The 21,441-nt window shown below is 64.3% G+C and carries 20 protein-coding genes and 1 pseudogene; 8 read left to right on the top strand and 13 right to left on the bottom strand.

From position 1 onward, the window contains the following. Window positions 1-77 precede the first annotated feature (77 nt). Window positions 78-455 (top strand): hypothetical protein, encoded by a 378-nt coding sequence (locus tag GGD62_RS14885; RefSeq protein ID WP_018322109.1) that lies wholly within the window; start codon window positions 78-80, stop codon window positions 453-455. A 175-nt stretch (window positions 456-630) separates the two neighbouring features. Here GGD62_RS14885 and GGD62_RS14890 read toward each other — a convergent pair whose 3' ends face one another. The 6 genes from GGD62_RS14890 to GGD62_RS14915 form a co-directional block, all read right to left on the bottom strand. Next, the gene (locus tag GGD62_RS14890; protein WP_018322110.1) at window positions 631-1,125 is read right to left on the bottom strand and encodes a hypothetical protein; all 495 of its coding nucleotides are present in this window, start codon (window positions 1,123-1,125) and stop codon (window positions 631-633) included. Between the two features lie 177 nt (window positions 1,126-1,302). After that, window positions 1,303-2,034 carry an aspartate/glutamate racemase family protein gene (locus GGD62_RS14895; RefSeq protein ID WP_183234703.1) on the bottom strand — a complete coding sequence of 244 codons (732 nt, stop codon included), beginning with the start codon at window positions 2,032-2,034 and terminating at the stop codon, window positions 1,303-1,305. Between the two features lie 4 nt (window positions 2,035-2,038). Next, window positions 2,039-2,917, bottom strand: a complete 879-nt coding sequence (locus tag GGD62_RS14900; RefSeq protein WP_183234702.1) for an ABC transporter permease — start codon at window positions 2,915-2,917, stop codon at window positions 2,039-2,041. 3 nt (window positions 2,918-2,920) lie between these two features. Next, complete coding sequence (locus GGD62_RS14905; RefSeq protein WP_183708913.1) at window positions 2,921-3,880, bottom strand: ABC transporter permease; 960 nt, start codon at window positions 3,878-3,880, stop codon at window positions 2,921-2,923. After that, entirely contained in the window at window positions 3,880-5,169 is a 1,290-nt protein-coding gene (locus GGD62_RS14910; protein ID WP_183708914.1) for a PotD/PotF family extracellular solute-binding protein, read from the bottom strand. Before GGD62_RS14910 ends, GGD62_RS14905 begins: the two co-directional genes overlap by 1 nt. A 42-nt stretch (window positions 5,170-5,211) precedes the next feature. Then, the gene (locus GGD62_RS14915; protein ID WP_183708915.1) at window positions 5,212-6,198 is read right to left on the bottom strand and encodes an ABC transporter ATP-binding protein; all 987 of its coding nucleotides are present in this window, start codon (window positions 6,196-6,198) and stop codon (window positions 5,212-5,214) included. A gap of 267 nt (window positions 6,199-6,465) precedes the next feature. On the opposite strand from GGD62_RS14915, the gene GGD62_RS14920 reads away from it, so the two are divergent. The 4 genes from GGD62_RS14920 (at window position 6,466) to GGD62_RS14935 (ending at window position 12,985) form a co-directional block, all read left to right on the top strand. Next, on the top strand, window positions 6,466-7,173 hold the full coding sequence (locus tag GGD62_RS14920; RefSeq protein ID WP_092259219.1) for a GntR family transcriptional regulator: 708 nt from the start codon (window positions 6,466-6,468) through the stop codon (window positions 7,171-7,173). Window positions 7,174-7,593: 420 nt separating this feature from the next. Further along, window positions 7,594-9,141, top strand: a complete 1,548-nt coding sequence (locus GGD62_RS14925) for an FAD-dependent oxidoreductase (protein WP_183234699.1) — start codon at window positions 7,594-7,596, stop codon at window positions 9,139-9,141. Window positions 9,142-9,395: 254 nt separating this feature from the next. Further along, window positions 9,396-10,754, top strand: a complete 1,359-nt coding sequence (locus GGD62_RS14930; RefSeq protein WP_409333946.1) for an amidohydrolase family protein — start codon at window positions 9,396-9,398, stop codon at window positions 10,752-10,754. Between the two features lie 473 nt (window positions 10,755-11,227). Then, window positions 11,228-12,985 carry a CYTH and CHAD domain-containing protein gene (locus tag GGD62_RS14935; protein ID WP_183708916.1) on the top strand — a complete coding sequence of 586 codons (1,758 nt, stop codon included), beginning with the start codon at window positions 11,228-11,230 and terminating at the stop codon, window positions 12,983-12,985. A gap of 117 nt (window positions 12,986-13,102) precedes the next feature. On the opposite strand, the gene GGD62_RS14940 is transcribed toward GGD62_RS14935, so the two are convergent. From GGD62_RS14940 to GGD62_RS14950, 3 genes are all read right to left on the bottom strand, one after another. Continuing rightward, the gene (locus GGD62_RS14940; RefSeq protein WP_177237231.1) at window positions 13,103-13,726 is read right to left on the bottom strand and encodes a transglutaminase-like cysteine peptidase; all 624 of its coding nucleotides are present in this window, start codon (window positions 13,724-13,726) and stop codon (window positions 13,103-13,105) included. A 331-nt stretch (window positions 13,727-14,057) separates the two neighbouring features. Further along, entirely contained in the window at window positions 14,058-14,669 is a 612-nt protein-coding gene (locus tag GGD62_RS14945) for a PilZ domain-containing protein (protein WP_026202686.1), read from the bottom strand. A 134-nt stretch (window positions 14,670-14,803) separates the two neighbouring features. Beyond that, window positions 14,804-15,994, bottom strand: a complete 1,191-nt coding sequence (locus GGD62_RS14950; RefSeq protein ID WP_183709021.1) for an MFS transporter — start codon at window positions 15,992-15,994, stop codon at window positions 14,804-14,806. Window positions 15,995-16,501: 507 nt separating this feature from the next. On the opposite strand from GGD62_RS14950, the gene GGD62_RS14955 reads away from it, so the two are divergent. From GGD62_RS14955 to GGD62_RS14965, 3 genes are all read left to right on the top strand, one after another. Then, a complete protein-coding gene (locus GGD62_RS14955) occupies window positions 16,502-17,653 on the top strand; it encodes a zinc-binding dehydrogenase (protein WP_092259236.1) in 1,152 nt (383 codons plus the stop codon). A gap of 3 nt (window positions 17,654-17,656) precedes the next feature. After that, window positions 17,657-18,139 (top strand): DUF5680 domain-containing protein, encoded by a 483-nt coding sequence (locus tag GGD62_RS14960; protein WP_183708917.1) that lies wholly within the window; start codon window positions 17,657-17,659, stop codon window positions 18,137-18,139. Window positions 18,140-18,249: 110 nt separating this feature from the next. Beyond that, window positions 18,250-18,672 (top strand): VOC family protein, encoded by a 423-nt coding sequence (locus GGD62_RS14965; protein ID WP_183708918.1) that lies wholly within the window; start codon window positions 18,250-18,252, stop codon window positions 18,670-18,672. Between the two features lie 160 nt (window positions 18,673-18,832). On the opposite strand, the pseudogene GGD62_RS14970 reads toward GGD62_RS14965, so the two are convergent. The 4 genes and pseudogenes from GGD62_RS14970 to GGD62_RS14985 all read right to left on the bottom strand — a co-directional run. Further along, window positions 18,833-19,036, bottom strand: a pseudogene (locus tag GGD62_RS14970) (SAM-dependent methyltransferase); the annotation flags it as partial. 249 nt (window positions 19,037-19,285) lie between these two features. After that, the gene (locus tag GGD62_RS14975; RefSeq protein ID WP_183258978.1) at window positions 19,286-19,744 is read right to left on the bottom strand and encodes a nuclear transport factor 2 family protein; all 459 of its coding nucleotides are present in this window, start codon (window positions 19,742-19,744) and stop codon (window positions 19,286-19,288) included. A 144-nt stretch (window positions 19,745-19,888) separates the two neighbouring features. Next, window positions 19,889-20,362: an isoprenylcysteine carboxylmethyltransferase family protein gene (locus GGD62_RS14980; protein ID WP_183708919.1), complete on the bottom strand. Its 474-nt coding sequence runs from the start codon at window positions 20,360-20,362 to the stop codon at window positions 19,889-19,891. Between the two features lie 21 nt (window positions 20,363-20,383). Then, a complete protein-coding gene (locus tag GGD62_RS14985; protein WP_183709022.1) occupies window positions 20,384-21,277 on the bottom strand; it encodes an NAD(P)/FAD-dependent oxidoreductase in 894 nt (297 codons plus the stop codon). Window positions 21,278-21,441 lie beyond the last annotated feature (164 nt).

Consider the following 21,441-nt stretch of genomic DNA (forward strand, 5'->3'; position numbering starts at 1 on the left):
GCTGTCCCGAATGCCCGAGGGACGTTAGCTTGATCCTGCTTTGAAGCGTGGAGCGTGTCCACGCGGAGGATCGAGTGATGTTACGCAGGATGATGATGGCGGCGCTGGCCGTCGCGGCGGTCGGGCTGTCGGCGCCGCAGGTGGCCCACGCAGGCGGATTCGGACATGGCGGCGGGGGACATGGCGGCTGGGGGCACGGCGGGAGCGGCTGGGGCCATGGCGGCCATTGGCATGGCGGCGGCTTCTGGCCCGGAGTTGCGATCGGGGCGGGGATCGCCGGTGCTGGCTACTACGGCGGCTATTACGGGTACGGCTACCCTTATTACGGCGGTCCCACCTATTATAGTACCGGCTACGGCGACTATAACGATGGCTATGGCGGCTGCTACGTCGCGCGCAAGCGCGTCATGACGCCGGCGGGCTGGCGTATCCGCCGCGTGGACGTCTGCGAATAGCGTCCCACAAAAAAACAAGGCCGTTGACGCAGTATACCGTCAACGACCTTGCCAGCCCCGGACATTGAAATCGGCTCACGCCATCCGGTAGGGGCGAGCATCGCGCGGAATCATACGGCTGAATGTGATCCAGTTCACAAGTGGCGAAAATAAAGTTCCACCGCGGGGCGGACGCTCAGCCGCGCGAGCGCTTTCGCGCGCTGGCGTGGGCACGGTGCCGCGCCGGTTTCCTGCGGGTAACCGAGGGCGTTTCAACTTCGGTCGCCCGTGCGCTGGCAAACGACTGCCGCAAGCCGTCGATGGACTCGTTCAGCGATGCGACCTGCTCGGACAGGCGCTTGGTGTCGGCCTGCTGCGCCGCCATCAGCCGCTTCATCGTCTGGAGCTGGTCCTGCACGACCTGCAGCTGGTCGATCGATTCCTGCTGCGTCGCCTCCAGCCCCTTGGTCTTCTCGACCAGCTGTTCGGAGGCCTGGGCCGTGCGGGCCTGGAGCTGCCGCGATGCCACCACCCGGTCGGCTTCAGGTGCGGCGCCGGTATAGGCCCGCCAGATCGCGATCGAGGTCACCCCCGCAATCAGGAGCAGGAGCGCAGCGGCGGTCAGCGCGATGGGCTGGGCGCCAAGGCGAAGCAGAGGGTTCGACGGTGTGTCCTGGGCGAGATCGATCATCGCTGACAAAACCCAAATTGAAACTTGGTGAGTGGCGAAGACCGGCAACCAGAGGTCGCCGGGGCGTCCCGAAAGTGTTACGTTTCCGCAAGGAATGGGACCAAAAAGAGGCTAAGGGCCAAAAAACCAGGAATTAGCGGGCCTTGCGGCCTCCAAGGCTCCGCCCTGGCGCGGGAATCAAGGTTGAAACGGCGCAAACGGCCCGGAATAGGTCTTGGCGCGCGGTGCCGCATAGGGTCCGAGCCGGGAGGTCTTCAGGCCCAGCCGCACCAGTGATTCCGCCAGCGTCACCGCCGCGGCGACGCCGTCGATCACGGGCAGGCCGTGCGTGGCGGCAAGCTCAGCGGCGAGATCGGCCATGCCGGCACAGCCGAGCACGATGGCTTCCGCCCGGTCGTCGCGGATCGCGGCCGTGATCTCGGTGGAGATCTTTGCGAGCGCGTCCGTGTTGCGCTCCTCGAGCGCCAGCACCGGGACCTCGGCGGCGCGCACGCGGGCGCAGCGCTCAGCGAGGCCGTATTTCCGCAAATTATGTTCGATCGGCACGATGGAGACACCGAGCGTCGTCACCACGGCAAAGCGCGCGGCGATCAGGCTCGCCATGTGGAAGCCGGCCTCTCCAATGCCGATCACCGGCGCCTTCGCGACGGCGCGCGCGGCATCCAAGCCGGTGTCGTCGAAGCAGGCGATGATGTGGGCCTCCGCACCATCGCTGTCGGCCTCGCGGATGCAGCCGAGCATGCCGGGCACGGCGAAGGCTTCGTCGTAAAATCCCTCGATCGAGATCGGGCCCATCGTCGGCTGCCGCGCGTCGATCACCGTGCCGGGCAGGGCGACGCTGCGCGCTGCAGCGGCGATCTTCGCCGTCATGGACGCTGTGGTGTTGGGATTGACGACGTGCAGCCGCATCGGATCAGACGAGCCCTTTGCCGGCGTCCGAACCCTTCGCCGCCTGCCGCTTGTTGAGCATGTGGATGGTGCCGAGCGCAAGCGTGATCACCGTGAACGAGACGGCCGAAATCACGGTGCCGAGCGCGTAGATGTCGGGATTCGTCACCGTGGTGGTCAGGCCCTGCAGATCGAGCGGCAGCGTATTCACCGCCCCGATCGCCTGGCTGGAGCGGGCGAGCTCGTCCCAGGACAGCGTGAAGCCGAACAGGCCGATGCCAATCACGGAAGGCAGGATGATCGGCAGCACGACATGGCGAAACGTCTGCCACGGCGTCGCCCCCAGATCGCGCGCGGCTTCCTCGAGGCGGGGATCGAAGCGGTTGAAGATCGCGAACATGATGAGCAGGCCGAACGGCAGCGTCCAGGTCAGGTGTGCGCCGAGACCCGATGTGAGGAGGCCCATCGAGGTCTCGAAATTCTCGTTCCAATGCGCCTTGATCAGATCGTCGATGATACGGAATTCCAGGGAGATGCCGAGCGAGGTGATGATCGAGGGCACGATCAGGCTGGCGATCGCCGAATAGAACAGGATGCTCTGCGCCCTGAACTTCCTGCGAAAGGCCATGCCGGCGGCGACCGACAGCACGACGGTGACGATCATCACGATCACGCCGAGCAGCAGCGAGCGGCGGAAGGCCGCGCCGAGGTCGACGATGCCGGTGCCCTGGAACAGCTTTGCGATCCAGAAGGTCGACACGCCATTCATCGGGAAGGTGAGGCCGCCCTGCGGCCCCTGGAACGACAGCACGTAGATCGCGATCATCGGCCCGTAGAGAAACAGCACATAGGCCGCGAAGAAGATCGCGAGCACGTAGAACGAGCGCGGGCGTCCTTCCGTCATGCTCTAGAGCTCCTTCTTGATGTCGACGATGCGCGACATCATGGTGATGATCAGGAAGGTGATCGCAAGCAGGATCACGGCGTTGGCCGCGGCGGCGGGGAATTGCAGCGCGTTGACCCGCGTCTCGATGATCTTGCCGGCAGCTGCGATCTGCTGGCCGCCCATCACGCCGATGGTGACGAAGTCGCCCATCACGATGGTGATGACGAAGATCGAGCCGATCACGATGCCGGGCTTTGCCAGCGGTATGATGACGTTGACCAGCGTCTGGAAGCCGGTCGCGCCGGCGTCATAGGCGGCCTCGATCAGCGACTTGTCGATGCGGATCATCGAGTTGAAGATCGGCACCACCATGAAGAAGGTGAAGAGGTGCACCAGCGCCAGCACCACGGAGAATTCGGAGAACAGCAGCCATTCCAGCGGATGGTTGATCAGGCCCGTTTTGACCAGGCCGGAATTGACGAGGCCGTTGCGCCCGAGCAGCGGGATCCAGGCGATCATACGGATCACGTTGGAGGTCCAGAACGGGATCGTGCAGAGCAGCGACAATCCCATCTGCCAGGTCTTGGACTTGACATGGAAGGCGAGGAAATAGGCGACCCAGAAGCCGATGAACAGCGTGATCGCCCAGACCAGGAAGCACAGCTTCAGCGTCTTCAGATAGGTCTTGCCGATCGTGCAGAGGTCGGGGAGCTGCGCGATGCAGCCTTCGAACGTGTCGGTGTAACCGCGGCCCGAGAAGGCCGGCAGCAACTGGTATTCGTTGTAGTCCCAGAACGAGACGATGACGACGAAGACGAGCGGAATGAGGAAGAAGGCCAGAAACACCAACATCATCGGCCCGGCCTGAAGCCAGGAGATGAAGGAGGGCGACAGGCGCGTCGGCTTTGCCGCGCGCGCTGTGCCCGACCCCGGGATCAAGCCCGGGGACGCCTGTTGCAGGACCTCTTCCGACATGTCCATTACGCCGCGATGAACTCATTCCACTTGCGGACCATGTAGTCGTTCTCGTCCATCACCGCGTTCCAGCAGGCGACGTCGCCCATGCGGTCCTCATAGGAGCCGCCGTCACGCACGGCGCCGGCCTTTTCGAGCAGCGAGCCGTCGGGCGCCTTGATGTCCTTCTCGGCCGGCTTGCCTTCCATCCAATAGGCCCACTCGTAGGGCTCCATATGCGCCTTCGCGGTGGAGAGCACGGCGGAGTAGTAGCCCTGGCGGTTGAGATAGGCGCCGGCATAGCCGGACAGGAACCAGTTCACGAACTCATAAGCCCATTCGAGCTTCGCGCCTGACACGCCCTTGGAGACGCAGAAGCCCGAAGCCCAGGAGCGATAGCCTTCCTTCAGCGGCTGGAAGGTGCAGGCAATGCCCATCGAGCGGACCTTGGTGACTGCCGGCGACCACATCGACTGAATCACGGTTTCCCCTGATGCCATCAGGTTGACGCTCTCGTTGAAGTCTTTCCAGAACGCGCGGAACTGGCCGGCCTTCTTGGCCTCGGTCATCACCTTCATGGTGAGATCGATCTCTTCCTTGGTCATGTTGCCCTTGTCGGCATATTTGTACTTGCCGGTGGCTTCCACGACCATCGCGGCGTCCATGATGCCGATCGAGGGGATGTTGAGGATCGAGGCCTTGCCCTTGAACTCGGGGTTGAGCAGCTCGGACCAGGAGCTGATCGGACGCTTGATCAGGTCGGGGCGGATGCCCAGCGTGTCGGCGTTGTAGACCGTCGGGATCAGCGTGACGAATTCAGTCGCCGAGGTCGCGAACTTCTTGGAGTCCTTGCCTTCGAGATACAGCACCTTCCAGGGTGCGGTGCCCTGGCCGCCGATCTTCTTGCCGCCGGGCGTCTCGCCCTTGGTGAAGACGGGCGTGATGTTGTCGAACTGTTTGATCTTCCTGGCGTCGAGCGCGAGGATGTTGCCCGACGGCACGATCTTCTTCAGCGAGAAATATTCGGTGTCCAGCACATCGAAGGAGTTCGGCTGGGTCATCACGCGCTTGGTGACGTCGTCAGTCGTCGCGGTGATGTATTCGATCTTGATGCCGGTGTCCTTCAGGCACTGCTTGGAGATGTCGTCGCCCTCGTTCACGGCGGTGCCGAGATAGCGCAGCACCTTGGTCTCGGCCGACTTCACATAGGGAAAGCCGGTGATGGCGCCGGAGCCGGCGGCAAGGCCGGCCAGACTGGCGGTGCCCTTGAGCAGCGTGCGGCGGCTGACGCCCTTAGTCCTTGTGGTCTCGCTCATGTCAGTCACTCCTCTGTTGCGCATTCCAGTGATCGATTGGCGCTATTGCAGGCGTTGCGCCTTGGCGGGATCCCAGGTGGCCAGCACGCGATCGCCCGGACGGAACGGGTGGACGTCGAAGGTGGCTTCGGGAACGTGGGAGAACAGGGCGGTGCCGTCGTCGAGCGTGAGCGAGACGGCGATGTAGGAGCCCTGGTACTCGGTCTGTATCAGCCGCGCCGGCGCGCCGAACGCACCGTCGGTGAACGGCGCGATGCCTAGCTGATCGGCGCGCACGGCGATCAGCTTGCCGGCGTCGCTGAGCACGTTGTGGCCGCCGATGAAGCGCGCCACGAATTCGGTGCGGGGATGGTGGAAGATGTCGCGGGCCGTGCCCTGCTGCTCGATCCGGCCGTGGTTCATCACCACGATATGGTCGGCGAGCGCCATCGCCTCTTCCTGGCCGTGGGTGACCTGGATGAAGCTGATGCCGAGCTCGCGCTGCAGCCGTTTCAATTCACCGCGCATCTTCACCCGCAGGAAAGGATCGAGCGCGGAGAGCGGCTCGTCGAGCAGGAGGATCTGCGGCTCGGTGATCAGCGCGCGGGCGAGCGCAACGCGCTGCTGCTGGCCGCCGGAGAGCTGTGCCGGGAGACGGCCCGCATATTGGCTCATCGCCACCAGCTCGAGCAGTTCGCCGGCGCTCTTGTGGCGCGTCGGCTTGTCGACGCCGCGCATCTTCAGCGCAAAGGCGACATTGTCGATCACGCTGAGATGCGGAAACAGTGCGTAGGACTGGAACATCATCGCGGTGCCGCGCTCGGCCGGCGGCAGGTCGGTGACGTTCTGGCTGCCTAGGATGATGTCGCCGGCGCTGACCGCCTCGTGGCCCGCGATCATCCGCAGGGTCGAGGTCTTGCCGCAGCCGGACGGGCCGAGCAGGCAGCAATAGGTGCCGGCCGGGATCTTCAAATTGACGGTGTCGACCGCCAGCGTCGTGTCGTAGCGCTTGGTGACGGCGACCAGTTCGAGAGCGGCGGGAGTGGCCATGGCGTGTCCGAGGAGGGGCGGTGCTTCCGGGCTCTCTCCGCAAGGTCCGTGCCAACCGCCGCTTGGCCGGCCGAATTCCGAAACTGTGCAGCGGAGTCAGATCGTTAGATCGAATCCTGGGCATCCGGGCTGCCCGCCGCCTGCATAGTCATTTGCACACAAAATGGGCGAAGATTGTATAAAGTTTCGCCTGTGATTGGATACAGGTCGTCGACTAACATTCGAAGCGAACGTCGTCGATCGCCCTCAAGCCCAACTCTCGAACCAATGGCCGCCAAGTCCCGCCCCAAATCCGACGCGCCAGATGCGAGCGATCGCGTCAGCCGCATCCGGGAGGGCGTGACCGCCGCGATCCTCGAGCATCGCCTGCTGCCGGGCACGAAGCTCGGCGAGGACGAGATCGGTGAGATCTACGGCGCGAGCCGCACGCTGGTCCGCACCGCGCTGCAGCAACTTGCGCATGAGGGCATCGTCAACATCGAGAAGAACCGCGGCGCGTTCGTCGCGCGTCCCACGCCCGCCGATGCCCGCGAGGTGTTCGAGGCGCGGCGCCTGATCGAGCCCACCATCGTCGATCACGCCATCGACGCGATGTCGCCGGCCTGGCTCGATCGTCTCCAGCAACATCTCACCGAGGAGCGCGAGGCCGAGCTGCGCGGCGACGCGCGCGCCTCGGTCCGGCTTTCCGGTGAGTTTCACAAGCTCGTCGCCGAGATGAGCGGTCACAGCATCTATCTCGGCTTCCTCAAGGAGCTGATCGCGCGCTCCTCGCTCATCATCCTGCTGTACCGCCGCCACGACACGCCGGCCTGCGGCACCGATCATCACGCCGGCATCGTCGCCGCCATCCGCAACCGCGACAAGCAGGCGGCGCGCGCGCAGATGCTGTCGCATCTGACCGAGATCGAGGACGAGCTGTTCCTCAAGGACCCCGCCGCCGACGAGCTGCGGCTCGCGGACGTGCTGGGCGTCTGATCGGCACCGATCTTAGGCGCCAGGAATAGCGCCAGGAATCCGCGCCGGAGCCACGAACCCGCGTCAGTGGTTGAGTGCGCGCTCTGCGGCGAGCTGTCCGTCCGGAGTGATCTCGTAGTCGCCGCCTCGCTTTGTCATCCATCCTGACCTGACCATCTCCCGTGCCAGCTGCACCGAGCAGATCGGATGGTTACCTCCTGGGTAATACAGCCTGTCATTTCGGACGAGCAAGTGTCCGTACAGTTGGGCATGACGTAATGCCCTGCGCATCCCGGGTGATGGATCTTTCATGCCGGTTCAAGCGCGAGCGCGACGAAGGTTCCTAATCAACGCCGTGACTTTCGATGGCTTTGCGCTGCGGAGGGCGGGTAGGAACTCGCGTTATGCCGCATCGTTTGTTGTTTTCGAAGGAGCAGCATCATGAACGTACGGGACGAGTACACGCGATCGCTCTGGATGGATGTTTCGGTCGCGGATGCCCCCGCGCTGTCGCGCACCGTGGGCGTAGACGTCGTTGTCATCGGCTCCGGAATAGCCGGGCTGTCGGTGGCTTATGAACTGGCCTGCCATGGACGTTCGGTCGCGGTGCTCGACCGCGGCGGCATTGGCAGCGGGATGACGGCGCGCACCACGGCGCATCTGGCGACGGCGCTCGATGATGGCTACGGCAAGTTGGTCAGGGTCCGCGGCCCAGATTGTGCGCGGCACTATTACCAGAGCGTCGAAGCCGCAATCGACCGCGCCGAGGCCATTCAGCGCGACGAGCACATCGATTGCGATTTTCGGCGTGTCGACGGTTACTGGGTGCAGGCGCCCGAAACGCCAGCATCCGAGCTGGATGAGGAATTGGATTGCTGTCGCAAGCTCGGGATCCCCGTCGAAGATTGCGCCGAGCCGACCGTGTTCCATTCTGGAGGTGTGGTGCGTTCGTTGCGTTTTTCCCGCCAGGCGCGCCTGCACCCGACCAGATATCTTGCTGGCCTAGCCGGCGCCCTTCAGCGCCGCGGGGCGCAGCTCTATGGCGACACCTGCGTTGAAAGCATCCGGCAAGAGCGTGGCGACATGATCGTGACGACCGCCTCGGGCTACGAGGTCCACGCCGCCGACGTGGTCGTCGCGACGAACTCGCCGGTCAATGTGCAGGTGGCGATCCATACCAAGCAGGCGCCTTACCGCACTTATGCTCTCGCCGCCAAAATCCCGGCCGGCGCGCTGGAGGATGCGCTGTATTGGGACACGCTCGATCCCTATCACTATGTCAGGCTTCAACCGCTCTCCGCGGACGAGGATCTCGTCATCATCGGCGGCGAAGATCACAAGTCCGGTGAAGCGGACGACGGCGCACAGCGCCTTGCCGCGCTCGAACGCTGGGCGCGCGAGCGATTGCCGGCGCTACGCGAGGTCACTCATCGATGGTCAGGTCAGGTGCTGGAGCCGAGCGATTTCGTCGGCTTCATTGGCCGCAGCCCCGGCGAGGAGCACCTTTTCATCGTCAGCGGTGACTCCGGACAGGGCATCACCAACGGGCTGGTGGCGGGCATGCTGATTGCGGATCTCGTCATGACCGGCGCGAGCCCGTGGGAGGATGTCTACGCCCCGGCCCGCAAGATTCAGAAGAACATCGGCGAATTCATCAGCGAGAACATCACGCCGCTGAAGAATTTCGCGGAGTATCTGACGGCGAGCGAGATCGCGGGCGTCGAACATTTGCGCCCCGGGGAGGGGCGCCTTGTCCGCAGCGGCCTGAAGAAGATCGCGGCGTGCCGGGACCGAAACGGACATTTGCATCTGCATTCGGCAAGCTGCACCCATCTCGGCTGCGTCGTGCACTGGAATGCGCTCGAGCAATGTTGGGATTGCCCGTGTCACGGTTCGCAATTCGCCCCTGATGGCACCGCACTCAACGGCCCTGCCGTGTCTCCGCTCGGCGATATCGAGAAGCCGGCCAATCTTGAAGCCGCAGAGTGAGGCGAGCAACCTCGCCGACGTGCCGGGCGCGTGAGCGAGGCGCGTTCGCCAGCTGATCTCGCACGCGGCGATATCTCATTGATTCAAATTGGAGCCGACCGCGGCGACCTCCCGCCAATGCAGATGGCAGGACTGCATATTTGCCGCCGTGGTGGCCAGTTGACGGCGGCCGGACGTCGGCGTCAAATGGCACGCAGAAGTTGCGTGCCTGCCATCACCCCTCGCGTAGCCCTGCACCTCAGCGGAGGCCGGCCATGACGGGTTTGAGGATGCCGGCCAGAGTGTCCGGAATCGCCACGCTGCCTGCGGCCGTTGCAATGATCCTCGGCAGCGCGCCCTCGGCGCCGGCCCAGCAGGACTCCGCCGTCCTGTTTCGCAACGTCCGGATATTCGACGGCAAGAGCGCCGCGCTGTCAGCCGCGTCCAACGTCCTCGTCAGAAATCGCACGATCGAGAAGATCTCGACCGCGGACATCGCGGCCGCCGGTCAGGTGATCGACGGCGGCGGCCGCGTGCTGATGCCGGGACTGATCGACGCGCATTGGCACGCGATGCTGGTGCGCCCGACGCCGATGGCCGCGCTTGCGGGCGATATCGGCTACAACAACCTGCTCGCCGCCAGCGAGGCGACGGCCACGCTGATGCGCGGCTTCACCACCGTGCGCGACATGGGCGGGCCGAGCTTCGGCCTCAAGCAGGCCATCGACGAGGACCTCGTCGCAGGTCCCCGCATCTATCCCTCCGGCGCCATAATCACCGTCACCAGCGGTCACGGCGACTTCCGCCAGCTCTCCGATCTGCCGCGAACGATCGGCGGCATGCTGAGCCGCATGGAGCGGATCGGCGGCAGCATGGTGGCCGACAGTCCCGACGAGGTGCGTGTGCGCGCGCGCGAGCAGCTCATGCAAGGGGCCTCGCAGGTCAAGCTCACCGCAGGCGGCGGCGTTGCATCGCCCTTTAGTCCGCTCGACGTCTCCACCTTCACCGAGCCCGAGCTGCGCGCGGCGGTCGAAGCCGCCGACAATTGGGGCACCTATGTTGCGACGCACGCCTATACGTCGGTCGCGGTCCAGCGCTCGGTCGCGGCTGGCGTCAGATGCATCGAGCACGGTCATCTCATGGACGAGGCGAGCGCCAAGCTGATCGCGGAGAAGGGGATCTGGTTGAGCACGCAACCGTTCCTGGATATCTCCGCTGCAGCCGCGCTCGGACCTGCGGAGCAGGACAAGATGAGGCAGGTGGTCGCTGGAACCGACCGCGTCTATGCGCTCGCGAAGAAGTACGGCATCAAGACCGCGTTCGGCACCGACGTCCTGTTCTCGCAGGCGCTGGCGGATCGACAGGGCGCCATGCTGGCCGCGCTCACGCGCTGGTACACATCGGCCGAAGCGTTGGCCATGGCGACGTCGGCCAATGCCGAATTGCTGAGCCTGTCAGGTCCGCGAAATCCCTATCCGGGCAAGCTCGGTGTGGTCGAGGAGGGCGCGTTCGCCGATCTCCTGCTGGTCGACGGCAATCCGCTCGACAACATCAAGCTCGTCGAAGATCCCGCGAGGAATTTTGTGGTGATCATGAAGGGCGGCAAGGTCTACAAGAACATCCTCGCACGCTGACGAGTGCGCGCGTGGATCACATCCTGCGCGCCTGCCAGGGCATGAGGTGGCGGGATTGGATCGCTGCTAGGGGCGATCCTCCGCAACCGGCCTTCTGCGCCGCGAATCGGCCGCGATCTCCGGAACCGCGGCAGGCCGTCCAGGGCTTGTCATAATTCCGGGCCTGTCGTCGGAGGCATGGCTTCTCAACGTCTCCAGGACCAGGAAGAATTTCTCGGCAAGCATGAGTCAAACTCGCTGATGCGTTCGTTTCGGTTTCGAGAACAGCGAATTTCGCTCGTCAAATCGGTCACTTGCTGCGCTCGGGGCCAATTTAGTTCGTCATGGCACGCCGAATTGTGACAAGCCTTGCCGGATTTCTGCGTCTGGCACGTCGTGTCGATGATCAGGCAGCGCGACTAACGTGACTATTCCTCGCCGGACTGACGGGCTATATGCTGTCGCTCTGTCATTAAACTGTCATGTCATCGTAAATGCTGAAATCAGACCCAACACCGGCTCGCAAAACCTCGAGTGCGCCGGACGGAAATCCTGTCCCGAAGGACAACAAGAGGACGCAAGTCGTCGCCGGCTTTCTCAGGCAGATTGAACCGGCCGAGCCCGGCGCGGAACCTGCGATCGTCGAGGGCGCTGTGAGTGATCAGACGCCATCGCAAGATGCCCCGCCTGCTCCGGAACCAACTCGGTCGAGCCTTGCCGCGCACCCCGGCGAGATCGAGCTCAAGCTCCTCGTCGATGCCGATCGCATGGCGCATTTCAACGCCGCTCCGGTCATCGCGGCGAATGCACGCAACAAGGGCACGCGAAAACACCTCAAATCCGTCTACTATGACACGCCCGATCGGATGCTTCGGCGCAGCGGCCTCAGCCTGCGCGTTCGCCAGAGCGGCGCGCGCTTCGTGCAGACCGTGAAGACCGACACAGCGGATGATCCGCTGCGCCGCGGCGAGTGGGAGGCGAGCGTAGCCTCGCTTGCGCCCGATCTCGCTCTGGCGATGCCGTTCATTCCGGAGAAGCTTCGCAGCCATCTCGAAGCGCAGCCGCTCGAAGCTATCTTCACCGCCGACGTCCATCGCCACGCGCGGATGATCGACCTGCCGTCCGGCACGGTCGAGATCGCGTTCGACCAGGGCGTGCTCACGGCGAGCGATCGATCGCTGCCGGTGAGCGAGATAGAGCTGGAGCTCAAGAGCGGCAGTGCGAGCACGATCTACGAGGTCGCGTTGCGGCTGGCGGAGCACGGCGCGGTGAAGCCGTCCATCCGCAGCAAGTCGGCGCGTGGCTTCGATCTTGCCGCGGGCGCGCCGCCCTCGGCACGACGCCCGCGAAAACTCCGCCTCGATCCTTCGGTGACGCTCGACGAAGCCTTCGCGACGATCCTGCGCTCGTGCTTCCTCCATGTGCTTCAGTCGCTGCCGGCGGCCGAGGACGGGCGCAATCCGGAAGGCGTGCATCAGCTGCGTGTCTCGCTGCGCCGGATTCGATCGGCGCTCGACCTGATGCGCTCTGTCGGCGCGCTCAGCAATCTCGACGCACTGCGCTCGGAGGCGCGCTGGCTGGCGCAGGACCTGTCCGCCGCACGCGACTGGGACGTGTTCCAGCGCGAGACCTTGCCGACGATCGCGAAGGCTTGCCCTTCAATCGCCGGCTTCGATGCGCTCGGCCGGGCTGCGGCCGAACGCCAGTCCGACGCCTATCGCAAGGCGCATCACGCGCTCGACGATCGCCGCTGCGCCATGTTCCTGATCGGCCTCGGCAACTGGATCGAGACGCGTGGCTGGCGCAACGACGTCGCCGCCGAAGATCTCGGCCGGCTCGCCGAGCCCGCCGTCAACTTCGCGCAGCGCATTCTGTCGGAGCAGTACGCCAAGGTGCTCAAGCGCGGCCGCCGCTTCAAGTCGCTCACGATGGAGGAGCTGCACCGGGTGCGGCTCGCGACCAAACGGCTGCGCTATCTCAGCGAGTTCCTGCTGCCGCTGTTTGCCGATCGCAAGTCCGCGAGGAAGTTTGCCCGCAGGCTCGCCGGTTTGCAGGAGGAGCTCGGCGCCTTCAACGACATGGCGGTCACGGCTTCGCTGCTCGACGGGCTCGGTGCCGAGCCCGACAGCGCCATCGCCGCCGCCGCGATCGCCGGCTGGCAGGCGCGTGCATCGATCGGCGTCAAGCCCGCCTTGCAAGGCACCTGGCGCAATTTCACCGCCGCGCGCGTGCCTTGGTCCTCACAGGGCTGATCGCAGAACCCCCAAAAGTTGCGGCCAGCCATTGGGGGATGGCTGGCCGCGCGCGAACCGGTCTGGGACGGGGAGGGGTGGGGATGTGACCGGGTCGCGTAACTCCTTGTCTCGTTCTTAATCTCTGGCGCTGGCGGTGGAGACCGCCGGCTTGGTATCGCCCAGCGAGACCCAGACGTTGGGATCGCTCTGCGACTGGCGCTTGACGAAGCGGTAGCCGGTTTCCGTCCAGGCAACGACGTTCTCGTTCTGATTGTCGAGAACGAACTCGCCCTTGTCGGTCTTCACCGTCAGCACCGCGTGTCCTTCGCCTTTCTTGTCGCGCACGACGGTGATCAGCAGGGCCTGGCGCGGCCATCCGGCATCGATCAGCATCTTGCGCTTCAACAACACGTAGTCTTCGCAGTCGCCGTAACCGTCGGTCGGCAGCGACCATTTCTCGATCACGCCCCAGTGCTCCTGGTCGGTCAAAGGCTTGACGGTCTCGTTGACCCAGCGATTGACCTTGACGAGGTCGCGCCATGCGGCCTGCGACATCACGATGTCGCGCGGCTGTGCCGGCGTGCCCTGGCACTGAGCGGTATTGTCCGCGCAGAACTCGACCCAGCCGATCGGCGCACGCGTGGTGTCACCGAGGCTCGCGTAGAGCAGACGGCCTTCGCCGGCCTGCGCTGCCGCGCTGATCCCGAAGAGCATGGCAGCCAGCGCCAGCCCTTTCCCCTGTCCCTTGAAGTCAAACATTGCGGCCCCCGTTTCTTGTTGGGACCACATTTCGCACGGAGCTTTTGAGTTGCCGCTAAGTCAGTCAAGTCAAGTCGAGACGAATACAAGTAAAAGGCGCGGCGAATTCGATCTATACTTGAATCGAATTCTCGTAAAATTTGAAACAACTGCAATTGATTCAAATTTTATCGATTAACGCGGAAACGCTGGCGGAACCGCCATTTCAACGTGCAAACGGGCCGCGCGTTAACCGGCGCGAGGCCCATGATCACGCGCGAAAAAGGCGGCGTCCGCATTGCGGAAGCCGCCTTCGGGGCTGGAAATACAGGGGTTTTGACGTCCTAGCGCTTTACCGCGCGGTAACGCTCTCTTCGAGTGTCTCGATCGGCTGCGCGTGGACGAACTCCAGCGCGAACCCGTCTTCGAGGTTTCGGACCACGCGGCCCTGGACCCGGCCGAGCATGACCGTCGATTTCAGCGGCGGCCGGTTCTCCGCGGCAATGGCCGCACCGGACAGCGAGAGGTCGATGATGCGGCAGGTCATCTTGGTGCCGTCCTCGAGCGTCAGCACCGCGATCGGGTTGCGCGGCACGATACGGTCGTGGCGGCGGTCCTCCGGCAGATTGAGGATGTCGCGGTTGGCGAGCCAGGTCAGCTGCGCGGCGAGCTTGTCGCGCTTTCGGGGCGTCGCCCCGATCGTCATGGCGAAGCCGTTGTCGATGATGCGGGTGATCTTGCCCTCGACACGGCCGATATGGTCGAGATAGGCGACGACGCGGTCGCCGACATTGCCGATGCCGGGGGCGAGCAGCGCGAGGCCGCCCGGCGACATGTTGATCACCTGGCAGGGGAATTCGCGGCGGTCCGGCAGCATGTAGCGGCCGAGCAGGTGCACCTTCACCCGCTGGAAACGCCGACGCTCTTCGGCGGCAGGAAGAAATTTTTTGTTCGCCAACGCCATTTTCAACACCCGACCCCCCGCCCGGGCGGAGTCCGGGACGACCCTAAGGTGCATAGGGTTAATGCCGCGTTAGGATTGGGTGCGGCGGAAACGGACAGACACGATGCGTTCGAAAAGCCACACCGGGAGGGTGCTCAAGCCGGCCTCGTCGCCCGCCGCTGCAGCAGGAGCAGCAGCGCCAGCAGCACCGCGGCGGACAGCCCGAGCGACCAGTGAATGCCGATCGCCGCGCCAAACAGCCCGACCGTGATGCCGCTGAACGCCCGCATCCCGAGCCCCGCCATATTATAAAGACCGACGACGCGGCCGCGAATGTCGTGCGGGGCATTCACCTGCACCAGGGCCTGCGCCATGGTGTTGAACGACAGCTCAAAGAAGCCGGCGCAGAACAGCAGCACGATCGCAACCGGATAGATCCGCACCGTGGCGAAACCGAGCAGCGCCGCGCTCCAGAGCATCGCCAGCAGGATCGCGGTGCGCGGCGTGCCTTTCAATCGTCCCCAGGACTCCAGCGCGATAGCGGCGAGCACCGCGCCGGCCGCATCCGCCGCGAGCAGCACGCTGTAGGAGACGCCGGGATCGCCATGGCCGAGATCGCCGGCAAAGCCCGGCATCTGGGCGTGATAGGCGTTGCCGATCATGAAGGAGGTGAGGCCGGCGAGCCAGGTCATCGCCGTCAGGGTCGGCTGGGTGCCGATGGCGCGGATGGTCAGCACGATGTCGGCAAGGCCGCGCACGGCAAAGCGCCGCACCGCCACGCTGCTGTCGCGCGCCGGCGCCCAGAACAGCCAGAGCAGCATCGGCAGATAGAACAGCGTGTTGAAGATGATGCCGTGCGAGGTGCCCAGCGTCAGCATGATGATTCCGCCCACGGCAGGCCCGACCAGAATGCCGAGATAGCGCGCCATCGCGTTCAGCCGCACCGCACTCGGCAGGTCGGCGGGGCCGACGAGGTCGTAGAGCAGCAGCTGGTTCGGCGTCTGCCACAGCACGCCGGCGCAGCCATGGATCACCAGCAGCAGCATCGCGTGCCACATCTGGATCGTGTCGGTGATGAAGAAGAAGCCCCATCCGCTCGATGCCACGATGAACAGCAGCATGCCGCACTGGATGATGCGGCGCGGATCGAACCGGTCGGCAAGCCCGCCGACCGCGACCGAGAACAGCAGGAACGGCAGCCAGTGCGACAGCACCGCAAAACCCGCTAGCGCCGGCGAATGGAATTTCTGGAACACCACCCAATAGCTGATCACATGCTCGATGTTGTCGGCCATCATCGCCAGCACGTAAGAGCCGAACTGCAGCCGGTACGGCACCGACTTCATCGCCGCGAACGAGCCGGACGCAGCCACGGGATTTTGGGGAAGGGGGTTCAAGGGGGGCACCTGGGTGGGACTATCGGCGCCTTACACGGTCGAGGGTGAGGGCTCAAGACAATTGGGTGTGTGGGCATCTGCCATGCACTGCCACCACGAACTCCGCCGTCATCCTGAGGAGCTCACCTTGCGATGCGTCCGCATCGCAAGGTGAGCCTCGAAGGATGGACCGCAACCCGTAGCCCATCCTTCGAGGCTCCCCGTGCGACGCTACGCGCCGCACGTTTCGCACCTCCAGCGACAACCGCTTCGCGGTTGCGCGGGGATGACGGTAGAGTGTGTGGCAGCTGCCGTAGCCCGGATTAGCGCAGCGATATCCGGGGCCGCTGATCCCGCATGTCGCTTCGCTCATGCGGGCGACGAATTCCTGCATCTTGGCACGCGCGTACATCTCACATAGCTTTGCCTCAGCCCGCACCCATCAATCATAACAGACGGGCATCGAGGAAACAGCCAATGCAATCCATTCGCGTCTGCACCCATGCAGGGCCGGGCTCAGAGCCAGTCATCCGCACCGTGCCGTGGCCGAAGGTCGGCCGCAAGGCTGCGCTGATCAAGGTGGGCGCCTGCGGGGTCTGCGGCACCGATCTGCATATCCTCAAGGGACATTGGCCGAAGCCGCTGCCCTGGCCGTTCACGCTCGGCCACGAGCTTGGCGGAATCATCGTCGAGTGCGGCGAGGAGTTTACCGAGGACTTCATGAGCAAGCCGCTCAAGGTCGGCTCGAAAGTGATGATCCCGCCGCTGATGCCCTGCGGCCATTGCTATTACTGCATCCATTATCCGCAAACCGCCAACAAATGCCTGACGCCGGTCTATTACGGCCGCTATCTCGGCTTCGACAAGGCGCCGCACATGTGGGGCGGCTGGGCCGAATACGTCTATGTCGATCTCGAGATGCTGCCGGGCACCAAGATCTACAAACTGCCCGACGACATGTCGTTGCGTCTCGGCGCGCTGTCCGAGCCGCTGACCTCCTGCATCCGCGCCTTCAACCGCGCCAGCCGCGCCGGTGGTTTTTCCTGGGGCGACACCGTGGTGATCCAGGGATCGGGGCCGATCGGCATTCTCGCGGTCGCGGCCGCAAAGGAGATGGGGGCGGGGCGCGTCATCTGCGTCGGCGCGCCGGAGGAGCCGCGGCTCAAGCTGGCCCGCGAGTTCGGCGCGGAGGCGACCGTGAACATCGAGGAGATCAGATCGCCGCAGGAGCGCATCGCGCGTGTGCGCGAGATCGTCGGCGGCTTCGGCGCCGATCTGGTGATGGACTGCTCGGGGCACCCCACCGCCGGCCCCGAAGGCATCGAGATGCTGCGTGACGGCGGCACCTATGTCGAGATGGGCCAGTTCACCGATGCCGGCTCGATCGAGACCTCCTGGCACCGCATCTGCACCAAGGATCTCAACGTGCTGGGCTCCTGGGGCTTCACCGGCAACGATCTGCCGCTCGGCGTCGACATGCTCTATCGCACGGCGGGCAAATATCCCTGGCTGAAGATGCAGACGATCTATCCATTCACGGAGGAAGGCGTCGCGCAGGCGGTGAAGGACGCGATGGCGATGAAGACGGTGAAGTCGACCATCGTGCCGTGGCCGGAACTGGTGGACTAAACGATGCCATCGGTCCCGCACGATCTCGCGGCCTTCCTGGTCGAGGCCAAGCGGCGCACCTATGCCGGCCTCGACGACGACGCGACGGTGGCCGCGCCGCTGCTCGCAGGCTCCAGGCAGCTCGAGCATCGCGCGCCGCCTTATGCCTATCGCGATATCTATTTCGGCATGGGATTTTTCGTCGGGCAGGAGACGGTGTCGAAGGACGACCGCGTCATCTGGTCGATGAGCTACGGTGGTGGCGCCGGTGCGGAGATCAGGGATCGGGAGACTCTCCTCGCGATCTACAAATTCCTGCGTTACGCGCTGCTGGCTGTGAGCGTCGAGCAGCCATACCGCGGACCGCGCCGGTTCGAGCAGGCGGGGATGGTCTACCGCAACGAGGTCGAAGGCGCGCTCGATCGTTTCCACGGCGTCGAGACGATTGCGCGGCAGGATGGCATGCAGCTCTACGAGCTGCGCTATGGTGGCGGGCTGCTGCGATAGCCCTGCGAGCCTGTAACCCGGATGGAGCGAAGCGCAATCCCGGGACACCGGCCCCGCATTCCGCTTTGCTTCATGCGGGCTACGAGCCGCAATTTGGAATAAGGGCCACGATGACAAAGGAACAGACACCCGAACCAACCCGGCGCTCCCCCTTCAACGCCATCCGCGGGATCGACTACACCGTCATCTTCGTGCGCGACATGGCGGCGATGCGCCGCTTCTATGAGGATGTCCTCGTCTTTCCTCTGCTGCGCGAGCTGTCACCGAACTGGATCGAGTACGGCCTCGGCGGCAACACGCTGGCGCTGGCGCGGCCGAGCCGGACCGCCGCCGATGCGCCGACGCCGCCGGGCAGTGCCTCGCTGCAACTGGCGTTCAAGGTCTCCGCGGCCGAGGTCGATGCATGCGCAGACGAACTCGTTCGGCAGGGCGTTGCGCTGGTGTCGCCGCCGACCAATCAGTCGTTCGGGCATCGCACGCTGTTCTTCCGCGATCCCGACGGCAATCTCTTGGAGATCTATGCCGAGATCTAGGCTGTGTACTCATTAAGCAGCTGTGCTCCGCTCCGGGGTCTCGGCGTCAAAATGCGCGGTCGCAACCACAACCGGCCGCGGCGGTTCGGCTTTTTGCGCCACGGTATCCTTCCCGGCCAGCGCAGCGGCCATCAAGGCCAGCGAGGGGCGTCTCCCCCTGCTAATCGCTATCAGCTTGCGCGGGATTGCGCGCCGTGACGATCCACGTCGCGCCGTCGATCATCACCGACCGCTCGCCGGGGCAGTCCGCGAAGGCGGCACGAACCGCGGCCGAGGCGCGTGCGCGGATGTCGTCGGGCTGATCAACAAGCGCGCGCGACAGCGGGCCGACCTCGAACGTCATCTTCACCGCGTCGTCGATCGCCGTGATCGCGGCCTGACCGAACACCTCCAGCCTAGCGTCGAGCCGGGCCTGGTGGGCGACCCAGCGCTCCCCGCTTTGGCCCTTCCAGTTGGTGATCTGATCGGCATTGTGCTGTGCCATGACATATCCTTGTTCTGGTTCGTTCTTAACGAAGCTATCCGATGCCAAAGTCCATCGTCTCCAGCGAGCCCGCCTCCACTAGTGATAAGGCGCCGTCCGCTGATGGCGGCATCACACGAGTGATCCGCGTTAGCTCACGATTGGGCCAGCCGCAGCTTCATCCAAACCAGCACGAGCTTGGATAGCGAGGCTTCGTTCTGCAGCCTGCGAGTCGAAATATTCCTCAATCGAATAAACCTTGCCCCATCGCAACTTGAAGACGTGGACGCCCCTGTTCACATACGAGCTTTGGCCGTCAAGTAGCCTCGCGTTGGCCCGCCACTTGACGAACACTGTGGTATTCCATGGCCAACCCGTCACCTCGACCTGCTCAATATCTATATGAAGCTTCGGGAAAACACGGCCCATGCGCTCGAACCACTGCTTCACCGATTGCTTTCCATGTCGCTCACCCCCCAACGCATGATTTCCGGCAACCCAGTGATACGCGTTTGGTGTTAGGCCCTTTGCAGCATCATCCCAACGCTGGTTGTTGACATGATCGAAGCTCCTGCGGATCTCTTTTTCGACAATTAGACTGTAGACCATTGATGCCACCTGTTGTTGGATAGCCGACGGCTCTGCAAGACGGATGGATACTTTCCAGATACTGAAAGCTGCTCCGGGTAACGACGCCGATCCGTTGGGAAAGCTGGCCGACGGGTGGCCCCGCAGGCGGCAGCGGCGGAATAGTCAGAGCCAGCGGCGAACCTCGGCCTTGTAGTGGCGGTAGTCGTCGCCGAACTTCGCTTCGAGATAGCGCTCCTCGCGGGCGATCACCTGCGTCTGGATCGCGATCAGCACCAACGGGAGCAAGGCGAAGGCGATCGGCCCGTCGAAGCCGATCGCAAGACCGGCATAGATAAGCGCCATTCCGAGATACATGGGATTGCGGGTCCACCGATAAGGGCCGGTCGTTGCGATCAGGGTCGTTGGCTGCGACGGCGGAACGTTGGTGCCCAACCGCCGGAACAGCCCCGCCGCCGCAAGCATCATCGCCGCGCCGGCAACGAACAGCAGCGCGCCGGTCGCGACCAGCAACCGCCCGTCGATGCCGAAAGAGCGCTGGGTGACGAACCGCTCCGCCGCCAGCCCCAACAGCAGCGCTCCCAGATAGACGAAGGGCGGAGGGAAGCGCACACCCGCGCTGTCCGGTTCGACCGCCATGCTCATCTCCAATCTGCGCTCTCAAACCACCATCGACTGCTGGGCGAAGATACCCGCCATCGCGCCCTGCGATGATGCCTGGGTGACCGAGGGCAAGAAGGGCGTGGTGAGGTCGCCGGCGGCGTAGATGCCAGGCGTGCTGGTTTGACGGCGTTCGTCGACCTTGAGGACGATGCCGGCGGGCGTAGCCACGGTGGCAAGGCCGAGTGCTTCATGCAGGCTTGCGGACGGCTTGTTGCGCGGATTGGCGAACAGGATGTCGACCGCGACATTGCGGCCGGTATCGAGATTGACGGTGGCGATATGGCCCTGGTGATGGGCGATCTCGACGATCCGGCCATCGATGAGAGGTATGTTGCGGCGCGCCAGATCGGCCTGGATATCGGGCGGAATGTCGTGACCATCGGCGAAGAGCGTCAACTTGTCAGTCCAATCGTGGAACAGCCTGGCCTGATTGTGCGACTGCGGGCTGGACCAGACGAGGCCCCAATGCTGGCCGGCGACTTCAAAGCCATCGCAATAGGGGCATGGCACGATGGACGTGCCCCAGCTTTCGGCGTAGCCCGGAACATCAGGCATCTGGTCGGCGACGCCATAGCTCAGGATCAGACGACGCGCCGCAAGGCTTTCACCATCGCCAGTAAGGACAGAGAAATTGTCGATGGCGCCGGAGACGCTGTCGGCCCGGGCACTGACAAGCTTGATCGCGGGATAACGCGCCAACTGCCGCCGCGCCTCCGCCAGGATGTCCAGCGGCGGCTTGTGATCGTGGCCGAGCAGTCCATGCGAGTGGCCGGCGAAGCGGTTGCGTGGCAGACCGGTATCGAGAACGGTGACCTTGCGGCGGGCGCGGCCGAGCTGCAGGGCGCCGGCGAGACCGGCAAAGCTGCCGCCGATGATGATGACGTCATCCATGGTGATGGGCTCCGTGTTGTGGATGGAGGGAGACGAGTTGGGCTTGGCGGTGGCCTGAGCGCGGGCGAGGCCGATGGCGGAAAGCGCAGCCAACTTCAGCAGGGCTCGTCGTTGCGTCGAAGGAGTCACCCTGCCCCCTGGCTTGCACATTTCAGATACTTCAT

The organism is Bradyrhizobium sp. ERR14, from assembly GCF_014198235.1.
GTDB lineage: Bacteria > Pseudomonadota > Alphaproteobacteria > Rhizobiales > Xanthobacteraceae > Bradyrhizobium.

Excerpts from the sequence above, each read along its gene's own strand:
- GGD62_RS14960 (WP_183708917.1), top strand. The coding sequence starts at position 17,657 with ATGCCATCGGTCCCGCACGATCTCGCGGCCTTCCTGGTCGAGGCCAAG.
- GGD62_RS14910 (WP_183708914.1), bottom strand. The coding sequence starts at position 5,169 with ATGAGCGAGACCACAAGGACTAAGGGCGTCAGCCGCCGCACGCTGCTC.
- GGD62_RS14965 (WP_183708918.1), top strand. The coding sequence starts at position 18,250 with ATGACAAAGGAACAGACACCCGAACCAACCCGGCGCTCCCCCTTCAAC.
- GGD62_RS14985 (WP_183709022.1), bottom strand. The coding sequence starts at position 21,277 with ATGGATGACGTCATCATCATCGGCGGCAGCTTTGCCGGTCTCGCCGGC.
- GGD62_RS14885 (WP_018322109.1), top strand. The coding sequence starts at position 78 with ATGTTACGCAGGATGATGATGGCGGCGCTGGCCGTCGCGGCGGTCGGG.
- GGD62_RS14915 (WP_183708915.1), bottom strand. The coding sequence starts at position 6,198 with ATGGCCACTCCCGCCGCTCTCGAACTGGTCGCCGTCACCAAGCGCTAC.
- GGD62_RS14900 (WP_183234702.1), bottom strand. The coding sequence starts at position 2,917 with ATGACGGAAGGACGCCCGCGCTCGTTCTACGTGCTCGCGATCTTCTTC.
- GGD62_RS14980 (WP_183708919.1), bottom strand. The coding sequence starts at position 20,362 with ATGGCGGTCGAACCGGACAGCGCGGGTGTGCGCTTCCCTCCGCCCTTC.
- GGD62_RS14890 (WP_018322110.1), bottom strand. The coding sequence starts at position 1,125 with ATGATCGATCTCGCCCAGGACACACCGTCGAACCCTCTGCTTCGCCTT.
- GGD62_RS14920 (WP_092259219.1), top strand. The coding sequence starts at position 6,466 with ATGGCCGCCAAGTCCCGCCCCAAATCCGACGCGCCAGATGCGAGCGAT.
- GGD62_RS14950 (WP_183709021.1), bottom strand. The coding sequence starts at position 15,994 with ATGAAGTCGGTGCCGTACCGGCTGCAGTTCGGCTCTTACGTGCTGGCG.
- GGD62_RS14975 (WP_183258978.1), bottom strand. The coding sequence starts at position 19,744 with ATGGTCTACAGTCTAATTGTCGAAAAAGAGATCCGCAGGAGCTTCGAT.
- GGD62_RS14905 (WP_183708913.1), bottom strand. The coding sequence starts at position 3,880 with ATGGACATGTCGGAAGAGGTCCTGCAACAGGCGTCCCCGGGCTTGATC.
- GGD62_RS14955 (WP_092259236.1), top strand. The coding sequence starts at position 16,502 with ATGCAATCCATTCGCGTCTGCACCCATGCAGGGCCGGGCTCAGAGCCA.
- GGD62_RS14895 (WP_183234703.1), bottom strand. The coding sequence starts at position 2,034 with ATGCGGCTGCACGTCGTCAATCCCAACACCACAGCGTCCATGACGGCG.
- GGD62_RS14940 (WP_177237231.1), bottom strand. The coding sequence starts at position 13,726 with ATGTTTGACTTCAAGGGACAGGGGAAAGGGCTGGCGCTGGCTGCCATG.
- GGD62_RS14935 (WP_183708916.1), top strand. The coding sequence starts at position 11,228 with ATGCTGAAATCAGACCCAACACCGGCTCGCAAAACCTCGAGTGCGCCG.
- GGD62_RS14945 (WP_026202686.1), bottom strand. The coding sequence starts at position 14,669 with ATGGCGTTGGCGAACAAAAAATTTCTTCCTGCCGCCGAAGAGCGTCGG.
- GGD62_RS14930 (WP_409333946.1), top strand. The coding sequence starts at position 9,396 with ATGACGGGTTTGAGGATGCCGGCCAGAGTGTCCGGAATCGCCACGCTG.
- GGD62_RS14925 (WP_183234699.1), top strand. The coding sequence starts at position 7,594 with ATGAACGTACGGGACGAGTACACGCGATCGCTCTGGATGGATGTTTCG.